General features: G+C 56.7%; 17 protein-coding genes. 4 read left to right on the top strand and 13 right to left on the bottom strand.

Annotation, left to right across the window (positions count from 1 at the left end):
- Positions 1–48: 48 nt before the first annotated feature.
- The gene (locus HMPREF1144_RS00435; protein WP_004124241.1) at positions 49–588 is read right to left on the bottom strand and encodes a fimbrial protein; all 540 of its coding nucleotides are present in this window, start codon (positions 586–588) and stop codon (positions 49–51) included.
- A gap of 717 nt (positions 589–1,305) precedes the next feature.
- Between HMPREF1144_RS00435 and mutS the strand changes: the two genes are divergently transcribed.
- Positions 1,306–3,867, top strand: a complete 2,562-nt coding sequence (gene mutS, locus HMPREF1144_RS00425) for a DNA mismatch repair protein MutS (RefSeq protein WP_009651566.1) — start codon at positions 1,306–1,308, stop codon at positions 3,865–3,867.
- Positions 3,868–3,986: 119 nt separating this feature from the next.
- Here the strand turns inward: mutS and HMPREF1144_RS00420 are convergent, their stop codons facing one another.
- The 4 genes from HMPREF1144_RS00420 to HMPREF1144_RS00405 all read right to left on the bottom strand — a co-directional run bounded on the left by HMPREF1144_RS00420 (position 3,987) and on the right by HMPREF1144_RS00405 (position 6,745).
- Positions 3,987–4,139, bottom strand: a complete 153-nt coding sequence (locus tag HMPREF1144_RS00420) for a Hok/Gef family protein (protein ID WP_009651623.1) — start codon at positions 4,137–4,139, stop codon at positions 3,987–3,989.
- 338 nt (positions 4,140–4,477) lie between these two features.
- Positions 4,478–4,714, bottom strand: a complete 237-nt coding sequence (locus HMPREF1144_RS00415) for a non-oxidative hydroxyarylic acid decarboxylases subunit D (RefSeq protein WP_004853596.1) — start codon at positions 4,712–4,714, stop codon at positions 4,478–4,480.
- A 10-nt stretch (positions 4,715–4,724) separates the two neighbouring features.
- The gene (locus HMPREF1144_RS00410; protein ID WP_004853598.1) at positions 4,725–6,152 is read right to left on the bottom strand and encodes a non-oxidative hydroxyarylic acid decarboxylases subunit C; all 1,428 of its coding nucleotides are present in this window, start codon (positions 6,150–6,152) and stop codon (positions 4,725–4,727) included.
- Positions 6,152–6,745 carry a non-oxidative hydroxyarylic acid decarboxylases subunit B gene (locus HMPREF1144_RS00405; protein ID WP_032721583.1) on the bottom strand — a complete coding sequence of 198 codons (594 nt, stop codon included), beginning with the start codon at positions 6,743–6,745 and terminating at the stop codon, positions 6,152–6,154. The genes HMPREF1144_RS00410 and HMPREF1144_RS00405 overlap by 1 nt, the downstream gene beginning before the upstream one ends.
- A 169-nt stretch (positions 6,746–6,914) precedes the next feature.
- On the opposite strand from HMPREF1144_RS00405, the gene HMPREF1144_RS00400 reads away from it, so the two are divergent.
- Positions 6,915–7,331 (top strand): MarR family winged helix-turn-helix transcriptional regulator, encoded by a 417-nt coding sequence (locus HMPREF1144_RS00400; protein ID WP_004853601.1) that lies wholly within the window; start codon positions 6,915–6,917, stop codon positions 7,329–7,331.
- Here HMPREF1144_RS00400 and HMPREF1144_RS00395 read toward each other — a convergent pair.
- Entirely contained in the window at positions 7,328–8,215 is an 888-nt protein-coding gene (locus HMPREF1144_RS00395) for a LysR family transcriptional regulator (protein ID WP_009651626.1), read from the bottom strand. The two genes, HMPREF1144_RS00400 and HMPREF1144_RS00395, sit on opposite strands and share 4 nt — an antisense overlap.
- 107 nt (positions 8,216–8,322) lie before the next feature.
- Between HMPREF1144_RS00395 and HMPREF1144_RS00390 the strand changes: the two genes are divergently transcribed.
- Together HMPREF1144_RS00390 and HMPREF1144_RS00385 are read left to right on the top strand one after the other, a co-directional pair.
- Positions 8,323–9,537: an MFS transporter gene (locus HMPREF1144_RS00390; RefSeq protein ID WP_009651582.1), complete on the top strand. Its 1,215-nt coding sequence runs from the start codon at positions 8,323–8,325 to the stop codon at positions 9,535–9,537.
- Positions 9,534–9,911 (top strand): DUF4440 domain-containing protein, encoded by a 378-nt coding sequence (locus tag HMPREF1144_RS00385; RefSeq protein ID WP_009651575.1) that lies wholly within the window; start codon positions 9,534–9,536, stop codon positions 9,909–9,911. The genes HMPREF1144_RS00390 and HMPREF1144_RS00385 overlap by 4 nt, the downstream gene beginning before the upstream one ends.
- 65 nt (positions 9,912–9,976) lie before the next feature.
- On the opposite strand, the gene rpoS is transcribed toward HMPREF1144_RS00385, so the two are convergent.
- From rpoS to ispD, 7 genes are all read right to left on the bottom strand, one after another.
- Positions 9,977–10,969 (bottom strand): RNA polymerase sigma factor RpoS, encoded by a 993-nt coding sequence (rpoS, locus tag HMPREF1144_RS00380; protein ID WP_004104962.1) that lies wholly within the window; start codon positions 10,967–10,969, stop codon positions 9,977–9,979.
- A 159-nt stretch (positions 10,970–11,128) separates the two neighbouring features.
- Positions 11,129–12,190 carry a murein hydrolase activator NlpD gene (nlpD, locus tag HMPREF1144_RS00375; RefSeq protein ID WP_225658693.1) on the bottom strand — a complete coding sequence of 354 codons (1,062 nt, stop codon included), beginning with the start codon at positions 12,188–12,190 and terminating at the stop codon, positions 11,129–11,131.
- A 182-nt stretch (positions 12,191–12,372) separates the two neighbouring features.
- On the bottom strand, positions 12,373–12,999 hold the full coding sequence (locus HMPREF1144_RS00370; protein ID WP_009651549.1) for a protein-L-isoaspartate(D-aspartate) O-methyltransferase: 627 nt from the start codon (positions 12,997–12,999) through the stop codon (positions 12,373–12,375).
- Positions 12,993–13,754, bottom strand: a complete 762-nt coding sequence (gene surE / locus HMPREF1144_RS00365; RefSeq protein ID WP_004124266.1) for a 5'/3'-nucleotidase SurE — start codon at positions 13,752–13,754, stop codon at positions 12,993–12,995. Before surE ends, HMPREF1144_RS00370 begins: the two co-directional genes overlap by 7 nt.
- Entirely contained in the window at positions 13,735–14,784 is a 1,050-nt protein-coding gene (truD, locus tag HMPREF1144_RS00360; protein WP_009651563.1) for a tRNA pseudouridine(13) synthase TruD, read from the bottom strand. The genes surE and truD overlap by 20 nt, the downstream gene beginning before the upstream one ends.
- A complete protein-coding gene (ispF, locus tag HMPREF1144_RS00355) occupies positions 14,781–15,260 on the bottom strand; it encodes a 2-C-methyl-D-erythritol 2,4-cyclodiphosphate synthase (protein WP_004853615.1) in 480 nt (159 codons plus the stop codon). Before ispF ends, truD begins: the two co-directional genes overlap by 4 nt.
- A complete protein-coding gene (ispD, locus tag HMPREF1144_RS00350) occupies positions 15,260–15,970 on the bottom strand; it encodes a 2-C-methyl-D-erythritol 4-phosphate cytidylyltransferase (protein ID WP_004853617.1) in 711 nt (236 codons plus the stop codon). The genes ispF and ispD overlap by 1 nt, the downstream gene beginning before the upstream one ends.
- Positions 15,971–15,976: the final 6 nt, after the last annotated feature.

The following is a 15,976-nucleotide window of genomic DNA, read 5'->3' as shown; positions in this document are numbered from 1 at the left end:
CCAATATCGCGGGGAGAAACCTCCCCGCGAGCGATAATTCAAAATCGATTATTGATAATCGATAGTGAAATTGATCGTTGACTGGAATGCACCTGCGGTTACGGTAGTGGTAGAACCGCTCGCTGCCGCTTCCGCTTTCAGGAAGGCCACGAAAGGAATGGTGTTAGTACCATCGACCAGGGTGACCGGCGTGGTCTGCGCGCCCCAGGTCACAGTCTGGCTAGCGCTGTCTTTCAGGCCGATACCTGCACCAGATGCGGTACCAGAAGTAAAGGCAGCCAGAGTAGGATCGTTCGGGTTAACCGAAGTCGGGGTATAGGAAACAACGGCGCTGCTGGCGATGGTGGTATCGCAATACTGCAGCTCGATGTTTTTGGTTTCAGTTGCCTGACCACCGCCTTGCAGCAGGGAAACTGGAACCTGACCAAAATCAACGGTTACCGGGCTGGACGACGGCGCTAAACCACACGCGGTATTCACCAGCTCACCCTGAAGCTCAATCTGACCATTAGTGGTATCAGCCAGTGCAGACATTGAGCCGAGAGCAGCAGTTAATGCCACAGCCATAGCAACTTTATTCAGTTTCATAGAAAATTCCTGCGTTGTAAATTTTTATCCTAAAGAGTAAGGAGCTATAAAATTGCTGAGTTATACTCTTATAACAATTTGCAGCCCTCCGCATCACCGAAAAATCCATTTCAATAATTAGACTATTAATTAATATTAATAATTTAATTAAAGCCAGATCCCCTGGTTGACAAAAATACTAACAAATCATTTTTTAGGTAAAAAGAAATACATTTACAAAGGAATTAAAAAAAGATTTAACCTCGCGAACAGTGCCGCCATAGGAAATTAACTCGCAGGATGCTGAGATATATCCTAAAAACAAATTACGAAAGGTAATTAATAGAGGATAAACGAAAGATGTTGATGGTAAGATAATTGTAACATAGATCACATTTTATTAACAATAAACCCTTTTCTGCTATACGCAACAGTGAAAAGCAGACGGAATAAGGGAAATAACGCGAGGCGTACGACGCCGGTGAAAACGGATTTCTCCCCGTCTATACCATCGACCTGCATTCGCCAGTATAGCCTTTTTCCTCTGCGACCTCCCCCTCCGGCATACCGCCGCTGCTTCTTGTTTTCCTGACCTGAAGACTCCGTTATCATGCGGCTCATGGGTCAATAAACAGAAATGCACAGTTTCACGGGAACCGATGAGCGATAGCGCGACGTCATGAAAACAATAAACTCCGCTAACTCATTAAAACTTCAGAAAATGGACAGCAAAAACTGATGAGTACACTAGAGAATCTTGACGCCCACACCCCGATGATGCAGCAGTATCTCAAGCTGAAAGCCCAGCACCCGGAGATTCTGCTGTTTTACCGGATGGGTGATTTTTACGAACTGTTCTATGACGATGCGAAACGCGCATCGCAGCTGCTGGATATCTCGCTGACGAAGCGCGGCGCTTCCGCGGGCGAACCGATTCCGATGGCCGGGATCCCCCATCACGCGGTTGAGAACTATCTGGCTAAGCTGGTTAATCAGGGCGAGTCGGTGGCCATTTGCGAACAGATTGGCGATCCGGCAACTACCAAAGGACCGGTTGAACGCAAAGTCGTCCGCATTGTGACCCCGGGTACCATCAGCGATGAAGCGCTGCTGCAGGAACGCCAGGACAATCTGCTGGCCGCCATCTGGCAGGATAGTAAAGGTTTTGGCTACGCCACCCTCGATATCAGCTCCGGACGTTTTCGCCTGAGCGAACCCGCTGACCGCGAAACGATGGCGGCGGAGCTCCAGCGCACCAACCCCGCCGAGCTGCTGTACGCGGAGGATTTTGCCGAGTCGTCGCTGATTGAGGGCCGCCGCGGCCTGCGCCGCCGTCCGCTGTGGGAATTTGAAATCGACACCGCGCGCCAGCAGCTCAATCTCCAGTTCGGCACGCGCGATCTGGTTGGTTTCGGCGTTGAAAACGCCCCGCGCGGCCTGTGCGCCGCCGGCTGCCTGCTGCAGTACGTCAAAGACACCCAGCGCACGTCATTGCCGCATATCCGCGCCATCACGATGGAGCGCCAGCAGGACAGCATCATTATGGATGCGGCTACCCGCCGCAATCTGGAGATCACCCAGAACCTGGCCGGCGGCTTTGATAATACGCTGGCCTCGGTGCTCGACTGCACCGTGACCCCCATGGGCAGCCGTATGCTTAAGCGCTGGCTACATATGCCGGCGCGCGACACCGCCGTGCTGGTAGAGCGCCAGCAGACCATCGGCGCGCTGCAGGAACATTACACCGAGCTGCAGCCGGTACTGCGCCAGGTCGGCGACCTCGAACGTATTCTGGCGCGCCTGGCGCTGCGCACCGCCCGCCCTCGCGATTTAGCGCGTATGCGTCACGCTTTCCAGCAGCTGCCGGCACTGCGCGCGATGCTGGGGGACGTCGACTGTGCGCCAGTACAGCGGCTCCGGGAAAAGATGGGGGAATTTAGCGAGCTGCGCGAACTGCTGGAACGGGCGATTATCGATGCGCCGCCGGTACTGGTTCGCGACGGCGGCGTTATCGCCCCCGGCTATAACGCGGAACTCGATGAGTGGCGCGGCCTGGCCGATGGCGCGACCGATTACCTCGACAGACTGGAAGTTCGCGAGCGCGAACGTCTGGGGCTGGACACGCTGAAGGTAGGCTACAACGCCGTCCACGGCTACTACATCCAGATTAGCCGTGGTCAGAGCCAGCATGCGCCGATCCACTACGTCCGTCGCCAGACCCTCAAGAACGCCGAGCGCTATATTATTCCTGAGCTGAAGGAGTATGAAGACAAAGTGCTGACCTCCAAAGGAAAGGCGCTGGCGCTGGAAAAGCAGCTGTACGATGAACTTTTCGATATGCTGCTGCCGCACCTTGGCGACCTGCAGCAGAGCGCCAGCGCGCTGGCGGAACTCGATGTGCTGGTGAACCTCGCCGAACGCGCGGAGACCCTCAACTACTGCTGCCCGACCTTTAGCGATAAGCCGGGTATTCGTATCAGCGAAGGCCGCCATCCGGTGGTTGAGCAGGTTCTGAAAGAGCCGTTCATCGCTAACCCGCTGCACCTCGCCCCGCAGCGGAGAATGCTGATTATCACCGGTCCGAATATGGGCGGTAAAAGTACCTATATGCGTCAGACCGCGCTGATCGCCCTGCTGGCGTATATCGGCAGCTACGTTCCGGCGAAAAAAGTCGACATCGGCCCCATCGATCGTATTTTCACCCGCGTCGGCGCGGCGGATGACCTGGCCAGCGGCCGCTCAACCTTTATGGTAGAGATGACCGAAACCGCCAATATTCTGCATAACGCCACCGAGCATAGCCTGGTGCTGATGGATGAAATCGGTCGTGGCACCTCGACCTACGATGGCCTGTCGCTGGCGTGGGCCTGCGCGGAAAATCTGGCGAACAAGATTAAGGCCCTGACCCTGTTTGCCACCCACTACTTCGAGCTGACCCAACTGCCGGAGAAAATGGAAGGCGTGGCCAACGTCCACCTTGATGCTCTGGAGCACGGCGACACCATCGCCTTTATGCACAGCGTGCAGGATGGCGCGGCCAGTAAGAGCTACGGTCTGGCGGTTGCCGCGCTGGCCGGTGTGCCGAAAGAGGTGATTAAACGCGCGCGGCAGAAGCTGCGCGAGCTGGAAAGCATTGCGCCGAGCGCTGCCGCCACGCAGGTGGACGGTACCCAGATGTCGCTGCTTTCCGCTCCGGAAGAGACCTCGCCCGCGGTTGAAGCGCTGGAGAATCTTGACCCGGATTCGCTGACTCCGCGCCAGGCGCTGGAGTGGATCTATCGCCTGAAGAGCCTGGTGTAGTTCTCGTTTAACGTGAAAAAACGGCAGCGCCCTGCGGTGCTGCCGTTTTAACAAATGCAAACTGGGTGCGAGAGGATGCATCCTGACAACCAATACGCGGGGTTGCCCCCGCGCTGATGCTATTTCTTCGATTCGTAAGCGAGAACAGCTTTAAACTCCATACTACGCTCTTTAATACTGAGTTCGCACAGCGAGCTGCGCACCAAAAGCGTAAATCCCAGTACCGTAATACACAGTACGACGATTGCCACAAGGGCATATTTTGTTAGCATGTCTTGCCTCCCTGCAAAGAAGAGACTAACATCTGAATTGTTCAGGTTCATTCGTCAGCCTCAGTTGATAGAAATATCTCCTGGGGCTTTCGTCTATCTGAACCCTTGTCAATGCTCAAAGCCAGATAGCCTCAAGCACCCGCCGCTATTCTATATTTTCCCGGCCGCGAAGCTTATCGGTAATTTATCAAACCCGTTGATTTTATTATAAACTGGAAGATGGCTCGTAAACGTATCTGCTCTATTAACCTTTTATGCAATTTGAAAATTTAATTAATAAATATTTTGCATTGATTAACTAAATATAAAAAGGCCCGACTAAGCGGACCCCGTTGATTTTAGCGTTTATCTTCCGCCAGCAGCGGCGGAATATGCGGCACCATTGGCGCGTCATCGATATCCTTTTGGGTCATGCGGAACGCTTCCGGATAATGTTCCCGGCTGGTGCGGCGTAGCGGTTCAGTATTCCGCCAGGTGTAGAAACAGTGCTGGCACTGAAATACCGTCCAGACATCTTTTACCGGCGATGTTGCCAGCACTTCAATATGTTCATCGGCGCAGCGTGGACAAATCATCTTCTTCTCCTTATTTACGGTTGGCCAGCATGGCGGTCAGTTTTTCAGCCCAGGCTTTAGTTTCAGGAAGATCCTGTACCGGCTGGCTGTAGTGGCCGCGCAGATCGGGCGCAACCGGCGTGGTGGCGTCGATAATCAGTTTGTCGGTGATCCCCGCCGGGCTGGAGCCCGGATCAAGCTCCAGGACCGACATATTCGGCAGCTGTACCAGGTCACCCGCCGGGTTGACCTTCGACGACAGCGCCCACATCACCTGCGGCAGGTTGAACGGGTCGACGTCTTCATCAACCATGATCACCATCTTCACGTAGCCCAGGCCGTGCGGCGTGGTCATCGCCCGCAGACCCACCGCGCGGGCAAAGCCGCCGTAGCGTTTTTTGGTGGAGATAATCGCCAGCAGGCCGTGGGTGTACATCGCGTTAACGGCCTGCACCTCCGGGAACTCGGCCTTCAGCTGCTGATACAGCGGTACGCAGGTTGCCGGGCCCATCAGGTAATCGATCTCGGTCCACGGCATACCGAGATAGAGAGACTCGAAAATCGGCTTGCTGCGGTAAGAAACCTTATCGATACGCACCACCGTCATATTACGGCCGCCCGAGTAGTGGCCGGTAAATTCGCCGAATGGGCCTTCAATTTCGCGCTTGCGGCTTTCAATCACCCCTTCGAGGATCACCTCTGAACCCCACGGTACGTCGAAGCCGGTCAGCGGCGCGGTGGCGATAGGGTACGGGCTTTCACGCAGCGCGCCGGCCATCTCATATTCCGACTGATCGTATTTCAGCGGCGTGGCGCCCATCAGGGTGATAATAGGATCGTTACCCAGGGTAATGGCAATCGGCAGGTCTTCACCGCGCTCTTCCGCTTTGTGCAGATGCAGAGCGATATCGTGCATAGGTACCGGCTGCAGGCCGAGTTTACGTTTGCCCTTCACCTCCATACGGTAAATGCCGACGTTTTGCTTACCAAAATTGTCCGGGTCGAGAGGATCGCGAGAAACTACGCAGGCTTTGTCGAGATAAAAGCCGCCGTCGCCGTCATTGAGACGGAACAGGGGCAGAATATCGAACAAATTAATCGCCTCGCCGTCGACGGTATTTTCCGCCCACGCCGGGTTTGCCCGCCGCTCCGGCGTCACCGGGAATTTATCCCAACGACGAATAAATTCGTCGATCTGATTTTTCACCGGCGTATTCGGCGGCAGCCCCAGCGAGATAGCGTGGTTCTGCCAGGAACCGATGGTGTTCATTGCCACGCGCGCATCGGTAAAACCGCGAATATTGTCAAACCACAGCGCGGGAGCGCCATCGCCGATGCGCCCGGTCGCGTTTGCCGCCGCGGCCAGATCCGGCTCCGCGTTCACTTCTTCGCTAATTTTCAGCAGTTGACCCTGGTCGTCCAGCGCCTGCAAAAAGCTGCGCAAATCATCAAAAGCCATTATTCATTCTCCTGTGATACATTCTCTACCGCCCGCAACCCGCTCCAGCGGCGCGCTTTGTGATACTCCAGACCGAACTGATCCAGTACCCGCGTGACAACGTGGTCAGTGACGTCCTCAATGGTTTTGGGATGGTTGTAATAAGCGGGCATGGGCGGCACCATCGCCACCCCCATGCGTGACAGGGCCAGCATGTTTTCCAGATGGATCGTGCTCAACGGCATTTCACGCGGCACCAGCACCAGCTTACGCCCCTCTTTCAGCACCACGTCCGCGGCCCGCCCCACCAGCCCCTCAGCATAACCGGCACGGATACCCGCCAGCGTTTTCATACTGCAGGGGATAACGATCATGCCGTCGGTACGAAACGAACCCGATGAGATGACGGCGGCCTGGTCCGCCGGACTGTGCGAGAAATCGGCCAGTGCAGCCACTTCACGGGCGCTGTAAGGCGTTTCCAGCTCAATGGTGGTTTTGGCCCACTTTGACATCACCAGATGCGTTTCCACTTCCGGCATCTCTCGAAGCGCTTTGAGCAGCGCAACGCCCAGCGGAGCGCCCGTCGCTCCGGTCATCCCTATGATTAGTTTCATCATCGCCCCACAATTGTTCGTATGCGAACGTTTTTATTAAAACTACGCTTGATGAGCTTTTCGTGCAAGTGCGTTCGTACACGGCCGCATTTTTCATCAAAACAGGAAAAATGCTAAAACGTCTCCCGAGCGGCTATCATAGAACCGACGGTTTGATTACGGAGTTGTCATGGAGTTAAAAAACGAGGCGTTTCACCTGCTACGCCAGCTTTTTCAGCAGCACACCGCCCGCTGGCAGCTTGAACTGCCGGACCTCACCAAACCGCAGTATGCGGTGATGCGTTCCATTGCCGAACATCCCGGCATTGAACAGGTGACGCTAACGGAAGCGGCGGTCAGCACGAAAGCGACGCTGGCGGAGATGCTGAGCCGAATGGAGAGCCGCGGTCTGGTTCGTCGCGAACACGATCCGGCGGACAAACGCCGTCGGTTTGTCTATTTAACCGCAGAAGGCGAAGCGCTACTGGCAAGTTCAATGCCGCTGGGTAACGCCGTTGATGAAGAATTTTTAGGTCGGCTGAACGATGAAGAGCGCCAGCAGTTTTCGCAAATCATCCACAAGCTGATAGCGCGAGAACCCAATTAACCCAGGCGCTCGCGGAGAAAATCAATAAACGCCCGGACCCTGACGGGAACGTGCTGCGCGTCCGGGTAAACCGCGTACACCCCCTGGCGCGGAAAGCTAAACGCCGGCATCACCTTCACCAGCGTGCTGTCTGCCAGCGCAGCAGCCACCATCCATTCGGGCAGCAGCGCGATGCCGCTGCCCGCCAGCGCAAAGGCCATCAGCGCGCTGGCGCTATCTGCCGACAGCCGCGGCGCCTGTTTAATCTCGAAGGCGATGCTCTCCTCATCGGGCCCGGTAAGCGGCCAGCGGAGCGGCGCGGTCAGACGTTCATGAATAATCCACGCCGATTGCGCCAGATCATCAAGCGTCTTTACAGGATGCTGCGCCAGCCATGACGGGGCTGCAACCGGGACGATGGCAAAGCGCGATATCAGCGCCGCGCGGTAGCGCGAATCCGCCAGCGTCCCGAGGCGAATCGCCACGTCAAACCGTTCGGAGATTAAATCCGCGTGGTGAGAAGAAGAAACATGGCGCACGCGGAGCGCTGGATGCCGCTGGCTAAACTCCCCCAGCGCCGGGATAATCACCTGCGCGCCATATTCTGGCGTCGTTGTGATCCGCAGTTCACCGCTCAACCCCACGTGGCTGCCCCGGACGTCGTCCTGCAGGTTTTCCGCCGCTTTCAGCAGCGCGACCCCGCGATGATAGAAGAGCGAACCGGCTTCCGTCAGCGTCAGCCGCCGGGTCGATCGCAACAGCAGCGTAACCCCCAGCTCGCTCTCCAGCTGGCGAATGTTGAAACTCACCACCGCCTTGGTCTGCCCCAGCGCCGTCGCCGCCGCGGTAAAACTTCCGCTATCGACCACCGCTACAAACATGTTCATCCGCTGCAGGTTCAGCATCGCGCCGCCAATTGTCAAAAAATTTCAGACAGTATATCTCCGAATGTCGTGTTTATTCGCCCTGATGCTGAGGTTTACAGTAGCGGCCTTCATGGGGGGTTTAATCAATGACGTATCGCAGCAAGGTCGCAACCGTTTTTCTGCTGGGTTTCTTTCTCGACTTAATCAATATGTTCATCGCCAGCGTCGCCTTTCCGGCGATGGGCCGGACGCTGCACGCGTCGGTGGGCGAACTGGCGTGGGTCAGCAATGGCTATATTGCCGGGCTCACGCTGGTACTGCCGTTTAGCGCCTGGCTCAGCCAGCAGTTTGGTACCCGGCGGGTATTCCTGCTTTCGCTCAGCATATTTAGCTTTGGGGCTCTGGCCGCAGGAATGGCCGACTCGTTGACCAGCCTTGTCATGTGGCGCGCCCTGCAGGGGATGGGCGGCGGACTATTGATTCCGCTAGGCCAGTCGCTGACCTGGCAACAGTTCAGGCCTCACGAGCGGGCGAAACTTTCCGCCGCGGTGATGCTGGTCGGGCTGCTGGCGCCGGCGTGCTCGCCGGCGATCGGCGGGGTGCTGGTGCAATCGCTCAGCTGGCGCTGGGTTTTCTTTGCCAGCCTGCCGATCGCGCTGCTGACGTTCGGACTGGCAGCGCTGTGGATTAAGGATGAGAGACGCGTCGAGCGGCCGGGGGGACTCCTGCGTCTCTCGCTACTGCGCGATCCGCTGCTGCGCTTTTCAATGCTGGTCTATCTCTGCGTGCCGGGGACTTTTATTGGCATCAATGTCGTCGGGATGTTTTATTTACAAAGCGTGACGGGGATGTCGCCCTCCGCCATCGGCGCCCTGATGCTTCCGTGGTCGCTGGCCTCGTTTGTGGCGATCGCGACGACCGGCCGTTATTTCAATCGTCTCGGCCCCCGCCCGCTTATCGCGGTCGGCTGCCTTCTCCAGGCTGTCGGGATCGTTACCCTGGCTGGCGTCAATGCGCATACCGCCAACAGTATGCTAATCGCGGCATTTGTATTCATGGGCGCAGGCGGCAGTCTGTGCAGCAGTACGGCCCAGAGCAGCGCATTTCTGAATGTGGCGAACGGCGATATGCCGGACGCCAGCGCGCTGTGGAATCTTAACCGCCAGCTCAGTTTCCTGATGGGATCTGCGCTACTGGCAGCCTTACTGAGCGCCTTTTTGCTTTACTGGCCAACGCCGCAGGCGTGGCGTGGCGTATTTATCGCCGCCGCCGCGTTGACCCTGGCGCCGCTGCTGGGCTGCCTTACCTTCGATAACCGGGCGATAATCATGCGCCTGCACGGTAAAATGGAGAACAAATGAATCGCTATATTGCGGAAGTTATTGCGGCCCACGTGGCTATAGAAAACTGGCTGAATCAGGGTGAAGGGAGCGTCGACGCGCTGATGCGTCGCTTTAGCCCGGACTTTACCATGATCCCGATAAACGGTATGCGCATGGATCATCAGGCGGTCAGCGCCTTTTTTCACGGGGCTCGCGCCAGCCGTCCGGGCTTAAAGATTGTCGTCGATAGTGCCGCCATACTTGCCGAATGGCACGATGGCGCAGCGGTGAGCTACCGGGAAATACACGCGCTCCCTGGCAAAGCGGAAACCGCGCGCTGGTCGACGGTTCTTTTCCGTCTGCAGGAAGAGAAAATCATCTGGCGGCACCTCCACGAGACGGCGATCGCGTAATCGACGGAGGCCCAAAAAAGAAAAAGGCCCAATCAAACGATTGAGCCTTTTTTAAGAAAGGTGTCTTACTCGCGGAACAGCGCTTCGATGTTCAGCCCCTGGCTTTGCAGGATCTCCCGCAGACGGCGGAGACCTTCAACCTGGATCTGACGCACGCGTTCGCGGGTCAGGCCAATTTCGCGGCCCACATCCTCAAGCGTCGCGGCTTCATAGCCGAGCAGACCAAAGCGACGAGCCAGCACTTCACGCTGCTTGGCGTTCAGTTCGAACAGCCATTTGACGATGCTTTGTTTCATATCATCGTCCTGCGTGGTGTCTTCCGGGCCGTTGTCTTTTTCATCGGCCAGAATATCCAGCAGCGCTTTTTCCGAGTCACCGCCCAGCGGTGTATCCACCGAGGTAATGCGCTCGTTCAGACGCAGCATCCGGCTCACGTCATCAACTGGCTTATCCAGCTGTTCGGCTATCTCTTCCGCGCTTGGCTCGTGATCCAGCTTGTGGGACAACTCGCGTGCGGTACGCAGATAGACGTTCAGCTCTTTGACGATATGGATCGGTAAACGGATCGTACGGGTTTGGTTCATGATCGCCCGTTCAATCGTTTGACGAATCCACCAGGTCGCGTAAGTCGAAAAACGGAACCCACGTTCCGGGTCAAACTTCTCAACTGCGCGAATCAGCCCCAGGTTACCTTCTTCAATCAGATCCAGCAGAGCCAGACCGCGATTGCCGTAACGGCGGGCTATCTTGACGACCAGACGCAGGTTACTTTCGATCATCCGGCGGCGTGACGCAACGTCACCACGCAGCGCGCGACGCGCAAAATAAACCTCTTCTTCGGCCGTCAGCAGTGGGGAATAACCAATCTCTCCAAGATAAAGCTGCGTCGCATCGAGCACCCGTTGGGTTGCTCCCTGCGAAAGAAGCTCTTCCTCAGCCAGATCGCTATCACTGGGTTCCTCTTCAACTAAGGCTTTCTCATCAAAAACCTCGACTCCGTTCTCATCAAATTCCGCGTCTTCATTTAAATCATGAACTTTCAGCGTATTCTGACTCATAAAGATGGCTCCTACCCGTGATCCCTGAGCAAAGCACCTTCCGCTAAACATCACTTAAAAGACGCCCGGACGAAAACCCTTTCTGCCCCGGTAAAGCAGGCTTTCTGGCCGCCCTGGCGTCTCTTTTAGCGATACTGAGCTTATCCGTACTTTGCCAAATTATCGCTGCGGTAAATACTGCAGCGGGTTGACGGATTTCCCCTTGTAACGAATTTCAAAATGCAAACGTGTAGAACTTGTACCTGTGCTACCCATGGTAGCGATTTTCTGCCCCGCCTTGATATCTTGTTGCTCTTTTACCAGCATCGTATCGTTATGTGCGTAGGCACTCAGGTAATCATCGTTGTGTTTGATGATAATAAGATTACCGTAACCGCGCAGTGCGTTACCGGCATAGACGACGCGCCCATCTGCGGTCGCGACAATAGCCTGTCCTTTACTGCCTGCAATATCAATACCTTTATTGCCACCTTCGGCACCACTAAAGTTCTCGATAACCTTGCCATCAGTCGGCCAGCGCCATGAAGAGATCGGCGAACTGGTTGACGTACTGCTTGCAGTCGATTGGGTTGTGCTGACAGTCGGAGCCGTAACAGGCGCGACGGTTGTTGTCGTCGTCGCAGGCTTGTTATTCGGCAACATCTTATTAGCACTCTGTTCACCTGAAGATTCAGAATACGTAATAGTTGGTTGGGACGCAACTACCGCGGTGGATTTTTGTGCAGAATTTGCGGTTAACATCCCGCCGCTGCTGGCCTTCACGCTGGCCTGGGCGACAGGGTTATCTCCGGTGATTGGCTGACCGGATGCGTTGCCAACCTGCAGCGTCTGACCCACGTTCAGACCGTACGGCGCCGGGATATTATTACGCTGCGCCAGGTCGCGGAAGTCGTTCCCGGTGACCCACGCAATATAGAATAGCGTGTCGCCGCGTTTAACAGTATAGGTACTGCCGCCGGTGTAGCTACCTTTCGGAATATCCCCATACTTACGGTTATAGACAATTTTGCCGTTCACCGTTTGTACCGGCTCCTGAGCCATCGGCTGAACCTGAGCGGGCTGCGTCTGCACCGGCTGCGTTTGTACCGGACGCGCCTGCGGAACGTTATTTGACGGAGGCGTGATCAGCATTCCGGAATTCGTGCTGGAAGACGAAGTCCCGCCAGCCGAGCTGACCGGCGCAGGCGGATTGTTGGAGCTGCTGCAGCCTGCCAGCCACAGTGACACCAGTGATAAAGCCGCAATGCGGCTTAAGGTAAAATTTGGGCTTCCCGCGCTCATTTATCCCCCAGGAATATGTTAACTACCAATATCTTGCTCACCGGACGGCGCCCGGCCAGGACACGAAAAATGCGTCCACCCTATGCCTAAATGCAGGCAAAAAAACCTGGAATAATCCGGGTTCAGGCCAACTCCCCCTTCACGAGGGGAACAAAGCGCACGGCTTCGACAGTATCAATAACAAACTCGTTGCCGCGCCGACGGATCCGCTTCAGGAACTGATGCTCTTCGCCAACCGGCAGCACCAGTACGCCGCCATCGTCCAGTTGCGCCAGCAGCGCGGCCGGAATTTCCGGCGGCGCGGCGGTAACGATAATTGCGTCGAACGGCGCGCGCGCCTGCCAACCCTGCCATCCATCGCCGTGACGGGTTGAAACATTATGTAAATCAAGTTGTTTAAGACGACGGCGCGCGTGCCACTGCAAACTCTTAATTCGCTCAACCGAGCAAACGTGATGCACCAGATGCGCCAGAATCGCCGTCTGATAGCCAGAGCCGGTGCCGATTTCCAGCACCCTTGACTCCGGCGTTAGCGTGAGAAGCTCGGTCATCCGCGCCACCATGTAGGGCTGCGAGATGGTTTGCCCCTGACCAATCGGCAGCGCCGTGTTTTCCCACGCCTTATGTTCAAAGGCTTCATCAACAAACTTTTCTCGCGGCACCATCGCGATCGCGTTCAGCACGCGCTCGTCAATAATGCCCTGCGTGCGAAGCTGATTGAGAAGACTTTCAACACGTTTACTTACCATTGCGTATCAACTCCAACGCGATCCAGCCAGCCGCTAACCACCTCATGCGCGCCGTGGGCGGTTAAATCGACGTGTAGCGGCGTGACCGACACATAGCCTTCATCCACAGCGGCAAAGTCGGTATCCGGCCCGGCGTCGTACTTTTCGCCCGGCGGTCCGATCCAGTACAGCGTATTGCCGCGCGGATCTTTTTGCGGGATCACCTGGTCGGAAGGATGGCGACTGCCGCAGCGGGTCACGCGGATACCTTTGATCTGCTCAAGAGGCAGATCCGGCACGTTGATATTGAGAATGCGCCCGGTACGCAGCGGCTCGCGGCTTAAAGCGCGCAGAATAGAGCAGGTGACCGCCGCGGCGGTATCGTAATGCTGATAGCCGTTTAGCGAGACGGCCAGCGCCGGAAAGCCCAGATGACGGCCTTCCATCGCGGCGGCAACGGTGCCGGAATAGATGACGTCGTCACCGAGGTTGGGTCCGGCGTTAATGCCGGAAACCACGATATCCGGACGCGGCCGCATCAGGGCATTGACCCCGAGATAAACACAGTCCGTCGGCGTGCCCATCTGTACGGCGATATCGCCGTTATCAAAAGTGAAAGTGCGAAGCGAAGATTCCAGCGTCAGGGAGTTCGACGCTCCGCTGCGGTTACGATCGGGTGCAACTATCTGAACCTCAGCGAATTCCCGTAAGGCCTTTGCCAGGGTCTGAATGCCCGGCGCATGAATCCCATCATCGTTACTCAGCAATATTCGCATAGTCACCCGTTGTATTGATAAGCTCCCTTACTACGCTGGTGGCGAAGCTGCCCGCGGGCAGCCAGAAACGCAGTTCAACGGTAACGTCATCCCACCAGTTCCAGCTCATCTGCTGGGGATAAAGCAGCATCGCCCGGCGGGCGGCCTCTACTTTTTCACGCACCAGCAGCGCCTGTAGCTGCGTCTCTTCGACCACTGCCGCCTGCTCGGCGGCCAGCGCATCCCGTTGGCTTCCCCAGTCGCCGCTGCCCACAAGCGCAGCGGTAATCATCAGCTCGCGGTTATCTACCCGCGCCTGGAGTTCCGTCAGTTCTTCAGAGGCCGCAACGAACCAGCTTCCGCGCCCCGCTAATTGTAGCGCATCGCCATCAACAACCTGATTAAATTCCGGTTTTTTTAATCTAATACCAACCTGTTGATTAAACAATGCGCTGCGGGCCGCCGACAACCAAAAACTGCGTTTATTGCGATCGCGCACCGGCGCGCCGCTCTCGGCCCAGCGCAGCGCCCCCAGCAGGTTACTGCCGCCGATACCGAAGCGCTGGGCCCCAAAATAGTTGGGTACGCCATGCTCAGCAATCGCCTGTAAACGCGTTTCGACATCGTCGCGATCGCTGATTTCGCGCAGCACCAGCGTAAACTGGTTCCCCTTCAGCGCCCCGAGGCGCAGCTTGCGCTTGTGGCGCGCGTACTCCAGTACCTGACAGCCTTCAAGCTGAAATTTGCTCAGGTCAGGCATCTCTTTGCCCGGTACTCTGGCACACAGCCACTGTTCAGTGACCGCGTGTTTGTCCTTCTGCCCGGCAAAGCTCACTTCACGCGCATGAATTTTAAGGAATTTTGCCAGCGCGTCAGCAACAAAACGGGTATTGCAGCCGTTTTTCAGAATACGCACCAGCACATGCTCGCCTTCGCCGTCAGGGGCAAAGCCGAGATCCTCAACTACCAAGAAGTCTTCCGGACTGGCTTTTAGCAGCCCCTGGCTCAGCGGTTTTCCATGCAGATAAGTGAGTTCGTCAAAAGCGATCATTTCTCCGCCTTACGCAGCAGCGCCACCGCTTCACAGGCAATGCCTTCGCCGCGACCGGTAAAGCCCAGCTTTTCCGTGGTGGTGGCTTTGACGTTAACATCGTCCATATGGCAACCGAGATCTTCGGCAATAAAGATGCGCATCTGGGGAATATGCGGCAGCATTTTTGGTGCCTGGGCGATAATGGTGACGTCAACGTTGCCAAGGGTATAGCCTTTCGCCTGAATCCGCCGCCACGCTTCGCGCAGCAGTTCACGGCTGTCGGCGCCCTTAAAGGCCGGGTCGGTATCCGGGAACAGCTTGCCGATGTCGCCCAGCGCCGCCGCGCCGAGCAGCGCATCGGTTAACGCGTGCAGCGCGACGTCGCCGTCGGAGTGGGCCAGCAGCCCTTTCTCGTAGGGTACGCGCACGCCGCCGATGATGATTGGGCCTTCACCGCCAAAAGCGTGTACGTCAAAACCGTGTCCAATTCGCATTAAGCCTTCTCCTGGTGTCGGGAACGGGTAAGGTAAAATTCGGCCAGCGCCAGGTCTTCCGGGCGCGTCACTTTAATATTATCAGCTCGTCCGGCGACCAGTTCAGGATGAAAGCCGCAGTACTCCAGCGCCGAGGCTTCGTCGGTGATGGTCGCCCCTTCATTAAGCGCCCGCGTCAGGCAATCAACAAGCAGTTCGCGAGGGAAAAATTGCGGCGTCAGCGCGTGCCATAAATCGTTACGTTCAACGGTATGGGCGATGGCAGCCCTGCCCGGCTCCGCGCGCTTCATCGTGTCGCGAACCGGAGCGGCCAGAATGCCGCCCGTACGGCTGGTTTGGCATAGCTGAAGCAGGCGGCTGAGATCGTCCTGGTGCAGGCAGGGGCGCGCGGCATCGTGCACCAGCACCCAGTCGGCTTCGCCAAGAACCTTCAGGCCGGCGAGAACGGAGTCCGCGCGTTCCGTGCCGCCATCAACGACGGTGATTTGGGAGTGGTTCGCCAACGGCAGTTGGCTGAAGCGAACGTCGCCCGGGCTGACGGCAATCACTACCCGCTGTATAAGGGGGTTTGCCAACAGCGCGGCGACCGCGTGCTCGAGAATCGTTTTGTTACCGATTGAGAGGTATTGTTTAGGGCATTCCGTTTGCATGCGGCGGCCAAAACCGGCTGCCGGCACCACGGCGCAAACGCCCGGAAAAGTGGCTGCCATGTTGTA

The organism is Klebsiella sp. OBRC7, from assembly GCF_000293135.1.
Taxonomy (GTDB): Bacteria; Pseudomonadota; Gammaproteobacteria; order Enterobacterales; family Enterobacteriaceae; genus Klebsiella; species Klebsiella michiganensis.
Note: the sequence above shows the minus strand (reverse complement) of the source record. Positions and strands in the feature narration are given on the sequence as shown.

Excerpts from the sequence above, each read along its gene's own strand:
- HMPREF1144_RS00435 (WP_004124241.1), bottom strand. The coding sequence starts at position 588 with ATGAAACTGAATAAAGTTGCTATGGCTGTGGCATTAACTGCTGCTCTC.
- mutS (WP_009651566.1), top strand. The coding sequence starts at position 1,306 with ATGAGTACACTAGAGAATCTTGACGCCCACACCCCGATGATGCAGCAG.
- HMPREF1144_RS00420 (WP_009651623.1), bottom strand. The coding sequence starts at position 4,139 with ATGCTAACAAAATATGCCCTTGTGGCAATCGTCGTACTGTGTATTACG.
- HMPREF1144_RS00415 (WP_004853596.1), bottom strand. The coding sequence starts at position 4,714 with ATGATTTGTCCACGCTGCGCCGATGAACATATTGAAGTGCTGGCAACA.
- HMPREF1144_RS00410 (WP_004853598.1), bottom strand. The coding sequence starts at position 6,152 with ATGGCTTTTGATGATTTGCGCAGCTTTTTGCAGGCGCTGGACGACCAG.
- HMPREF1144_RS00405 (WP_032721583.1), bottom strand. The coding sequence starts at position 6,745 with ATGAAACTAATCATAGGGATGACCGGAGCGACGGGCGCTCCGCTGGGC.
- HMPREF1144_RS00400 (WP_004853601.1), top strand. The coding sequence starts at position 6,915 with ATGGAGTTAAAAAACGAGGCGTTTCACCTGCTACGCCAGCTTTTTCAG.
- HMPREF1144_RS00395 (WP_009651626.1), bottom strand. The coding sequence starts at position 8,215 with ATGCTGAACCTGCAGCGGATGAACATGTTTGTAGCGGTGGTCGATAGC.
- HMPREF1144_RS00390 (WP_009651582.1), top strand. The coding sequence starts at position 8,323 with ATGACGTATCGCAGCAAGGTCGCAACCGTTTTTCTGCTGGGTTTCTTT.
- HMPREF1144_RS00385 (WP_009651575.1), top strand. The coding sequence starts at position 9,534 with ATGAATCGCTATATTGCGGAAGTTATTGCGGCCCACGTGGCTATAGAA.
- rpoS (WP_004104962.1), bottom strand. The coding sequence starts at position 10,969 with ATGAGTCAGAATACGCTGAAAGTTCATGATTTAAATGAAGACGCGGAA.
- HMPREF1144_RS00370 (WP_009651549.1), bottom strand. The coding sequence starts at position 12,999 with ATGGTAAGTAAACGTGTTGAAAGTCTTCTCAATCAGCTTCGCACGCAG.
- surE (WP_004124266.1), bottom strand. The coding sequence starts at position 13,754 with ATGCGAATATTGCTGAGTAACGATGATGGGATTCATGCGCCGGGCATT.
- truD (WP_009651563.1), bottom strand. The coding sequence starts at position 14,784 with ATGATCGCTTTTGACGAACTCACTTATCTGCATGGAAAACCGCTGAGC.
- ispF (WP_004853615.1), bottom strand. The coding sequence starts at position 15,260 with ATGCGAATTGGACACGGTTTTGACGTACACGCTTTTGGCGGTGAAGGC.
- ispD (WP_004853617.1), bottom strand. The coding sequence starts at position 15,970 with ATGGCAGCCACTTTTCCGGGCGTTTGCGCCGTGGTGCCGGCAGCCGGT.